General features: G+C 73.9%; 7 protein-coding genes. 3 read left to right on the plus strand and 4 right to left on the minus strand.

Annotated elements, in window-relative coordinates; translation table 11 throughout:
* The 4 genes from VI078_05845 to VI078_05860 all read right to left on the minus strand — a co-directional run.
* A partial coding sequence (locus tag VI078_05845) for an FtsX-like permease family protein (GenBank protein ID HEY5998811.1) occupies nt 1-1,164 on the minus strand: 1,164 nt, incomplete at its 3' end.
* Nucleotides 1,161-1,853 carry an ABC transporter ATP-binding protein gene (locus tag VI078_05850; GenBank protein ID HEY5998812.1) on the minus strand — a complete coding sequence of 231 codons (693 nt, stop codon included), beginning with the start codon at nt 1,851-1,853 and terminating at the stop codon, nt 1,161-1,163. The genes VI078_05845 and VI078_05850, both read right to left, overlap by 4 nt.
* Nucleotides 1,822-4,533 carry a PAS domain S-box protein gene (locus VI078_05855; protein HEY5998813.1) on the minus strand — a complete coding sequence of 904 codons (2,712 nt, stop codon included), beginning with the start codon at nt 4,531-4,533 and terminating at the stop codon, nt 1,822-1,824. Before VI078_05855 ends, VI078_05850 begins: the two co-directional genes overlap by 32 nt.
* The gene (locus VI078_05860) at nt 4,523-5,377 is read right to left on the minus strand and encodes a phosphate ABC transporter substrate-binding protein (GenBank protein HEY5998814.1); all 855 of its coding nucleotides are present in this window, start codon (nt 5,375-5,377) and stop codon (nt 4,523-4,525) included. Before VI078_05860 ends, VI078_05855 begins: the two co-directional genes overlap by 11 nt.
* 226 nt (nt 5,378-5,603) lie before the next feature.
* Between VI078_05860 and cbiQ the strand changes: the two genes are divergently transcribed.
* The 3 genes from cbiQ to VI078_05875 form a co-directional block, all read left to right on the plus strand.
* Nucleotides 5,604-6,395: a cobalt ECF transporter T component CbiQ gene (cbiQ, locus tag VI078_05865; GenBank protein ID HEY5998815.1), complete on the plus strand. Its 792-nt coding sequence runs from the start codon at nt 5,604-5,606 to the stop codon at nt 6,393-6,395.
* A complete protein-coding gene (locus tag VI078_05870) occupies nt 6,392-7,183 on the plus strand; it encodes an ABC transporter ATP-binding protein (GenBank protein HEY5998816.1) in 792 nt (263 codons plus the stop codon). Before cbiQ ends, VI078_05870 begins: the two co-directional genes overlap by 4 nt.
* A 113-nt stretch (nt 7,184-7,296) precedes the next feature.
* Nucleotides 7,297-9,239, plus strand: a 1,943-nt coding sequence (locus tag VI078_05875; GenBank protein HEY5998817.1) for an ATP-binding protein, incomplete at its 3' end; no start/stop codon positions are given.

The raw sequence follows: 9,239 nt of genomic DNA on the forward strand, positions 1-9,239 counted from the left end.
TGCGCGCCGGCCCGCGTCGCGCTCCGGCGCGCGCCGGCCGAGCAGTTGCACGGGCGTCGTGCGCGCCAGATCGATCAGCGGCACGAGCCCGCCGAGCAGCCCGGCGACGCAGCCGAGCGCGGCGCCGGCGGCGGGGATCCACCACGTCCAGGCCGGCGGCGACGGGCGCAGGAAGAAGTAGAGCGAGCTGATCGTCCCGCCGACGGTGGCCGTGAGCAGCCGCGACAGCGCATAGCCGAGCGCGCCGCCGAGCGCGCCGCCGGCCGCGCCGAGCAGCAGGATCTCCGCGCAGAACGCCGCCGCGATCTCGCCGCGGCCGGCGCCGAGGCTCCGCAGGACGCCGGCCTCGTGGCGCCGGCTGACGACCGCGAACATCGCCGTGTTGTAGACGAGGAAGACGCCCACGAGCAGCGCCAGCAGCGACAGCGCGCGCAGGTTCAGGCGGAAGGCCTCGAGCATCGCCTCGAGAGAGCGGGCGCGCTCCCGCGCCGTCTGGATCAGGAAACCGGCGCTCCACCGCCCGCGAAACCCCGCCTCGTCATCGAGTTCGAGGTCGACCCGGTCCACCACCCCGGCCGCGCCGAGCAGCCGCTGGGCCAGGGCGATGTCCACGACGAGCAGCGGCTCGCCGGCCGGGTTCGCGAACACGCCGGCGACGCGCAGGATCCCGCGCGCCGTCGCGAGCGAGGCCCCGGGGGCGAGCCCCAGCGCGTCCGCCAGCCCCTGCTCCACCAGCGCCGCCGGTTCGCCGCGCACCAGGGCGAGGAAGCGTCCGCGCGCGTCGGCGCCGGCGTCGGCGCCTTCGTAGAGACCCGGCCGGAGCGCCGCGTCGAGGAACGGGTCGACGCCGAGGACGCGGACCTGCTCCCCCGTGGCCAGCCGCAGGCGCCGGTCGACGACAGGCGCCAGCGCCCTGACGGCCGGGTCGCGCGCGAGCGCCGGCAGCAGCGTCTCCTCGAGCGGGCCCGCGGGCCGCTCGATGGCATGCGTCGCCGCGCCCTGGAGGAAGGCGACGGCGCGCGAGAAGCTCGTGAGCGCCGCGCGGGCGGACAGTGACATCCCGAGCGCGGCGGCCACCCCGCAGGCGACGCCGAAGACCTGGAGCACGGCGAGCGCCCGGTGACGCAGCGCCTCGCGCAGGAAGGCGCGGGCGACGGTCTTCACGCCGTCGCCTCGGCGGGCCCGATGACGCCGTCCGTGATGCGCAGCACCCGGTCGGCGCGCCGCGCGGCCAGCGGCGAGTGCGTCGCCATCAGCAGCGCCGCCCCGCTCTCGCGACAGCGGCGGCAGAGCAGGTCGAGGACCAGCTCCCCGGTTGCCGTGTCGAGGTTGCCGGTCGGCTCGTCAGCGAGGATCACCGCCGGCCCCTTGACCAGCGCGCGGGCGATCCCGACGCGCTGCTGCTCGCCCCCCGACAGCTCGGCGGGCCGCCGCCGCTCCTTGCCGGCGAGGCCCACCGCCGCCAGCGCCTCGCGGGCGCGGTCGCCGTCGGGCAGCCGCGCGAGCTCGAGGGCGAGCGCGACGTTCTCGAGCGCGGTGAGCGTCGGGAGCAGGTTGAAGAACTGGAAGACGAAGCCGATGCGCCGCCGGCGCAGCAGCGTCCGGCCGCGCTCGCCGAGGGTGTCGAGGTCGGCGCCCTCGACCTCGACCCGTCCGCGCGTCGGCCGGTCGAGCCCCGCGAGGAGGTTGAGGAGCGTCGTCTTGCCCGAGCCGCTGCGGCCGAGCAGCACCACGACCTCGCCGGCGGCGACCTCCAGGCGCAGGCCGCGCAGCGCCGCGGCGGCGGTCCCGTCGCCGTCGCGGTATTCCTTCCAGAGGTCCTCAGCCCGCAGGACAGTGGGCCTTCCGGTCATGACGCGACGCTTGTAGCACGGCTGCGAGGCACTCCCGGAGGGCGTCGAGCCGATAGGGCTTCCCCAGGCGCGCGCGGAACCCGTGCGCCCGGTAGTCCCCGAGGACGGTCGCGTCGGCGTACCCGCTCGAGACGACCGCCCTGACGTCCGGGTCCAGCTCGCGCAGGCGCCGCAGGGTCTCCTCCCCGCCGGCGCCGTTCTTCACCGTGAGATCGAGGATGACGGCGTCGAAGGGGCGCCCCTCGGCACGCGCCGCGCGGTAGAGGTCCACGGCATCCTCTCCGTTCGCGGCCGTGGCCACCGCGTGCCCGAGCGATTCCAGCATCGACGAGGCGACCTCCCGGACCAGCCGCTCGTCGTCCATGACGAGGATCCGGCCGGTGCCCCCCGCCGCCGGGGCCGGCGCCTGCTGCGGCTCGGCGCGCCCGTCCCCGCCGCCCGCCGGCAGGTAGATCGAGAAGACGCTCCCCTCGCCGGCGCGCGACGTCACGTCGATGAAGCCGCCGTGGCCCCGGACGATCGAGTACGACGTCGCCAGCCCGAGGCCGCTGCCCCGCTGCTTCGTCGTGAAATAGGGGTCGAAGATCCGCGTCAGGTCCTTCGCGGTGATGCCGATGCCCGAGTCCCGGACGTCGATCCGCACGAAGTCGCCCCCCGCGGGGACCAGCGCGTTGGCGCCCGCGGGGATGTGCTCGTTGCGCGCCGCGACCTCCACGGTGCCGCCCCGCGGCATCGCCTCGGCAGCGTTGAGCACGACGTTCTGGATCACCTGCGCCAGGTGCCCCTCGTCCGCCTCCACGGCCCACAGGCTCGGCTCGACGGCCAGGCGATAGGTGGAGCTCGACCCGCTGAGCGCGAACTTGATCGGGTCCTCGAGCACCTCCCCGAGCGCGAGCGTCCGCTTCAGCGGCTCGCCGCCCTTCGCGAAGGTCAGCAGCTGCGTCGTGAGGTTGACCGAGAGCCCCAGCGCCCGCTCCGCCTGGTCGAGCATCTGGGCCGCCCGGTCACCCGGGGCGAGCTGCATCTTCGCCAGGGAGACGTACCCGAACAGCCCCTGGAGCAGGTTGTTGAAGTCGTGCGCGATTCCCCCGGCCAGGGTCCCGATCGCCTCGAGCTTCTGGGCCTTGACCAGCTCCTCCTCGAGCCGGTGCCGCTCCGTGATGTCGCGGTCCACGCCCCGGAAGCCCGCAAGCGCCCCCTGGGCATCGAACACCGGCACCGCGTTGGACTCGATCCACCGCCAGGTGCCGTCGCGGTGCCGCCAGCGCAGCACGACGCCCCGCCACCCCCGCGAGGCCGCACGGCTCGCCGCGAGCAGGTCGCGGACGCGCGGCCCGTCCTCGGGATGGAGCAGTGCCGCGAGATCGGTCCGCAGCAGCTCCGACGGCTCGATCCCGAGGATGTCCCTGATGCGCTCGTTCGTGTAGGTGTGCCTCCCCTCCACGTCGGTCGCCCAGATCCAATCGGTGCTCGTCTCCACGAGCGAGCGGTACTTCTCCTCCGACTCGCGCAGCGCCGCGAGACCCGCCTGCCGCGCGGCCTCGGCCGCGAGCAGCGATTCGGCCATCGTGTTGAGCGACGCCGCCAGCGACGCAAACTCGTTGCCGCCGTCGACCGGCAGGCGGGTGGCGAGGTCGCCCGAGGCGACACGCGCGGCGAAGCGCTTGCTCGCCACGACCGAGCGCGTCACGTTCAAGGCGATCCCGAGGGCCAGCGCGCCCGTCAACGCCAGCAGCGCGACGCCAACGCCCAGGACCGGCAGGCCCAGGAGCCGGGTGCTGCGCTCGATCGCGCCGCGCTTGGCGCCGACCCGCGCAAGCGAGCCGACGTAAAGCTTCTCGAGCGGTTCCTCGATGGTCTGGACCGCCCGCAGGTACTCCTTGCGCACGTCCCGGAGCTCCTCGGTCGCCCGCACGTAGCGCTCGAAGAGCTCCAGGTAGCAGCCGGCGCAGTAGCGCACCCGCTGTCGTGCCGCCACCGGGCCGGGCGGGGCGGCGACCTCTGTCGTGAGCCGGGCGAGCGCCAGTCGCACGGCCGCCGCGTCCGTGTCCAGCCCGCGGTCGAGGTAGTCCATCTCCGCGCGCCGCAGCGCGAGGAGCGCGCTGAGGACGGGGGCGCCCCCGATCCGCCGCGCCTGTTGCTCCAGCCCCCGCGACTCGGCCTGCAGCGCGGCATACACGCCGCCTTCCGCAGCGTCGCGCTCCCGCAGCTTGTCGGCCAGGGCGTCGACACCGCGGCGGTACCGCTCCAGCGCGCCCTCGACGTCCAGGGTCAGCCGCGACGTCGGCCCGTCCGCGGCCAGCGAGCGGATCCGCCCCATGTTCCCCCTGACGTCCGCGAGGGCCGCAGCCAGCCGCGTGAGATACCGCGAGCGCGCCTCGTCGAAGCCGAACTCCCGGTAGTTGAGCAGGAAGTCCTTCTCCAGCCGCCGCGCGTCGAGCATCGCGGCGTTGCTCCGCAGACAGGCCTCCGCTATCGCGTTGTCCACGTTGATGAGCGTGTCCATCGTCCGGAGGGTGACGCCCCGGCTCGCGACGACGAAGGCGATGACCAGCGCGCAGAAGAGCGCCACGAACGCGATGCTGGCGAGCAGCAGCGTCCTCAGCGAGTAGCGGTTGAGCAGCGAGAGCAGCGCCGGGAGAGCCGGTTGCCGGCCCGCCGCGGCCGGATCACTCTTCATAGGGGACGAAGTCGAACCTTTCGATGAGGTCCACGACCTTCGCGGAGAGGCAGTAGGTGACGAAGTCCTTCGCGGCACCAGTCGGCAGAGCCCGCGTGACGAGCGACAACGGCCGGGTGAGCGGGTAGTTCCCGGTGATGACGTTCCTGTCCGTGGGCAGGACGCCCTGGACCGGGACGGTGCGGATCGCCGCGCCGGCACCCGCCTCCCGCACCGCCTGGCCCGACGACACGTAGCCGATCGCCGCGGGGTCGGCGCCCACGGCGGCGATCGTCACGGGGTTGTCCCCGGGCACGACCTTTCCCCGCAGGCGCCCCTTGAGGTCGAAGAACTTCTCGACAAGCTCCGTGACCGGCTTGTCCTGCTCGCGGAGGATGACGGCGATCGGCACGTCCCTGCCGTTGAGCGGACGCCAGGACCCGATCCGCCCCGAGAGGATTCCCGCGATCTGCCCGTGGGAGAGGTCCGCCACCGGGTTCGAGCGGTGCACGATGATGCTCACGCCGTCGCGCGCCATCGGGAACCCGACGAGGTCCTTCTCGTCGCTCCTGAGCGCGCGCGAGACCATGCCGATCTGGGCGCTGCGGTCCCGCACGTCCTTGATGCCGCGGTCCGAGCCGCCGCACTCGACCTCGACCGGGACCTCGGGCCGCACGCCCCGGTACCGCTCCGCGACCGCGGCGATCATCGGACACATCGTGCTGGAGCCGGTGACCCGGAGGGTGCCGCCCGCGGGCCCCTGCGCGAGCACCGGCGCGGACGCCACCCAGAGTCCGAGAGCGGCCAGGGATGCGGCGGTCCAGCGCGGGCCGGGCCGCGCGGACGTGCATGTTCCAGCGTTCACCATGGTCATTCCCATTGGAGGCGACCGTTGCCCGCCGTGCGGGAACCCGCGCCGACGCGCCTCGATACTCGGGCCGGCGTCCGGAAAAGTCAAGCAACGCGCCGCGGGCGCGCGGAGGGCGAGACCGGATAGATCGCGGCGGTTGCACGACTGTCACGGTCCGTGCTACTACTGTCGCCGCAATGTCGAACCTTTCCGCCCCTCCCCGGACGCGAGGCGACCGCGCGTGAGCTGCCACGAGGCCGACCGGCTCGACCGGCTCTCGTACCTCGACTCGCCGGCGCACCGGCTCGACCCGCGCGCAAAGCTGCTGGCGACGCTCGCCTTCATCCTCGCCGTCGTCTCCTTCCCGAAGTACGAGGTCTCGGCGCTCGCGCCGTTTGTCTTCTTCCCCCTGGCGCTCGCCCTTGCCGGCGGCATCCCGCTGCGGCTGATCGCGCGGCGGGTGCTCATCGTCTCGCCGTTCGCGGTCATGATCGGCCTGTTCAACCCGCTGCTCGACCGCGCGCCGGGCATCGCGCTCGGGCCGGTCGCGCTCTCGGCCGGCTGGCTCTCGTTCGCCTCGATCCTCGCGCGCTTCGCGCTGACCATGAGCGCGGCGCTCGTGCTCACCGCCACGACGAGCTTCCCCGCGCTCTGCCAGGCGCTCGCGGGGCTGCGCGTGCCGCGCGCGTTCGTGGTGCAGCTGCTCTTCCTCTACCGCTACCTCTTCGTGCTGGCGGAGGAGTCCGGGCGGCTGCGGCGGGCTCGCGACCTGCGCGGCCTCGGCCGCGCCGGCCGCTCGCTGCGCACGGCGGCCGCCGCCCTCGGCGTGCTCTTCACGCGGACGCTGGACCGCGCCGAGCGCATCTACCAGGCCATGGCGGCGCGCGGCTTCGACGGCACGGTGCGCCAGCTGCGGACCCTGCGCTTTCGCGCCGCGGACGCCCTCTTCCTCGCCGGGGTCGCCGGCGGCGCCGCCGCGCTGCGGCTGCTGCCGGTCACGGTCTGGCTCGGCTCGGTGGGGAGCGGCCGGTGAGCGCCCCCGCCCTGGAGCTGCGGGCGCTCGCGCACCGCTACCCGGACGGCACCGAGGCGCTGCGCGGCGTCGACCTGCGCGTCGCCCCGGGCGAGGCCGTCGGCCTGGTCGGGCCCAACGGCGCAGGCAAGTCCACGCTCGCGCTCTCGGTCGTCGGCTTCCTGCACCCGAGCTCCGGCTCGGTGCGCGTCTTCGGCACGGAGGTCGGCCACCCGACGCTCACGGAGGTGCGCCGGCGCGTCGGGCTCGTCTTCCAGAACCCCGACGACCAGCTCTTCATGGCGACGCTTTTCGACGACGTCGCCTTCGGGCCGCTGAACCTCGGGCTGCCCGAGCAGGAGGTGCGCCGGCGCGTCGCGGAGGCGCTCGCGGGCGTCGGGCTCGCGGGGCTCGAGAAGAAGTTCCCCGGGCACCTCTCGGGCGGGCAGAAGCGCTCGGCCGCGCTCGCCGGCGTGCTCGCCATGGGTCCGGACCTGCTGCTGCTCGACGAGCCGTCCAGCAACCTCGACCCCGCCGGGAGGCGCGCGCTCATCCACCAGCTCGCGGCGCTGCCCCAGGCGCGACTCGTCGCCACCCACGACCTGGAGCTGGTGCTCGACCTCTGCCCGCGCGTGGTCGTGCTCGACGGCGGCCGGATCGTCGCCGACGGGCCCTCGCTGGAGATCCTCGCCGACGCGGCGCTGATGGCGCGCCACCGGCTCGAGGTCCCCTACTCGCTGCGCCGCGACCACGAGCACCGCTTCCCGCTCGCCGGCACCCCGCACGCGGGCCAGCACCGGGGAGGCTGAGGCCCGCGCCGCCCGCCCGCGCCCGGCGCCCCCGGCTCCATCGCCACCGGGCCGCACGCCGGGCAGCGCGTGATTGACAGCCCGGGCGCCCGTCCCTAAGATTCCCGCCGACCATGTCGAAGATCCGGAGCGTCCTCGTCGTCGACAACAACGCCACCATCGTCGAGCTCATCGCCGCCCACCTCGGCAAGGCCGGCTACGATGTCGCCAAGGCCTTCGACGGGCTGCAGGCGCTCGACCAGCTCTCGGCCACCGAACGGCTCCCCGACGTCATCCTCCTCGACCTGATCATGCCCCGCCTCGACGGCGAGCGCCTGACGCGCTTCCTGCGGCAGGACCCCGTCTACGCCTCGATCCCCATCGTCATCCTCACCGGGATCGCGCGCGAGGACGCGGGGGCCGTCCTCGCTTTCGGGGCGGACGCCTACATCGCGAAGGGGCGCATCGAGGAAACGATGGTCCACGTCCTCGAGACGTTCCGCTGGCTCGAGGCGCGCGGGACGGGCGAGCGGCGCTCGGTCATCCTCGGCATCGAGAAGCTCTACCCCCGCGACATGACCCGCGAGCTGCTCCACCTCAAGGGCCATCTCGACACGATGCTCCGGATGCTGCACGAGGGGGTGGTCGAGATCGACCAGGACCACCGCATCCTCTACGCGAACCCCTCGGCCAGCCGCCTGCTCGGCGAGGAGGACCACCGGCTCTTCGGCAAGGGGCTCGCGAGCTGCTTCGCGGACTCCGGCGCCGTCGACCGCTTCCTCGGGGAGATCGCCTGCGGCGGTCGCAGCGCCGCGCCGCTGCAGGTGGAGCACGGCACGCGGCTGCTGCGGCTCGGTTTCACGTCGCTGGTGGATCGCTCCAACTACTGCGGCGGGCTCGTGACCATCGAGGACGTCACGGACCGGGTCCGCCGCGAGCGCACGCTGCTCGAGCTGATGGAGGCGATCGTGCGGCACGCCCCGGTGGGGCTGTGCCTCCTGGACGAGGGCGGCACGCTGCGGGCGGTCAACCCCGCCTTCGGCCGCATCCTGCGGCTGCCCCCGGGGCGCCCCGGCGTGGGCTCGACGGTGGGCCAGTACCTCGCGGGGACCGGCCTCGCGCCGGAGTCGCTGCTGCCGCCGCCCGGCGCGGCCGCGGGGGAGCAGCGCACCGTCGAGTACACGACCGCGGTGCTGCCCGAGCGCGTCGTGCTCGCGGTCACCTCGTCGGTCATCGACACCCCCGAGGGCCGGCGCGTGCTGCTGCTCACGGACGACGTCACCGAGAAGGCGGCGATGGAGCGCGACCTGCGCCGGATGAACGAGGAACTCGCCAAGGCCAACCGCGCGAAGAGCACGTTCCTCTCGATGGTCTCGCACGAGCTGCGCACGCCGCTGTCCGTCGTGCGCGGCTACCTCTCGCTGGTGCTCGAGGGGAAGATCGGCCCGGAGCCCGAGCGGGTGCTCGAGGCCCTGCGCGTGGCGGACAAGCGGGCGCGGCACCTGCAGCACCTGATCGAGGAGCTCCTCGACATCGCGCGGATCGAGTCCGGCCGCCTCTCGCTGCGCACGGAGCCGATCGCGGTCGCCAAGCACATCCGCGAGGTCGTCGACATGTTCCGCGACGAGCAGGAGCGCAAGCGCCTCGCGATCGAGGTCGACGTGCCGGAGGACCTCCCGCACGCGCTCGCCGACCACGACAAGCTCCACCAGATCTTCACCAACTTCCTCTCCAACGCCGTGAAGTTCACCGGGGAGGGGGGGAGGATCAGCGTCACGGGCAGGGCGGTCGGCCCCACCCTGGAGTTCGACGTCTCGGACACGGGGATCGGCATCCCGCCCGAGAAGCTCGACCGCGTCTTCGAGAAGTTCTACCAGGTCGATTCCTCCGACAAGCGGCTCTACCCGGGGACGGGCCTCGGCCTGGCGATCGTGAAGATGATCGTCGCGGCCCTCGGCGGCTCGGTGCGCGTCGCCAGCGAGGTCGGGCGCGGGACGACGTTCACGCTGACACTGCCGCAGGCCGGTGCGGCGCCGGCAGCCCCGGCCGCCGAAGCGGCGCCGGCACAGGCCGCGGC

Source organism: bacterium (assembly GCA_036524115.1).
Taxonomy (GTDB): Bacteria; JAUVQV01; JAUVQV01; order JAUVQV01; family DATDCY01; genus DATDCY01.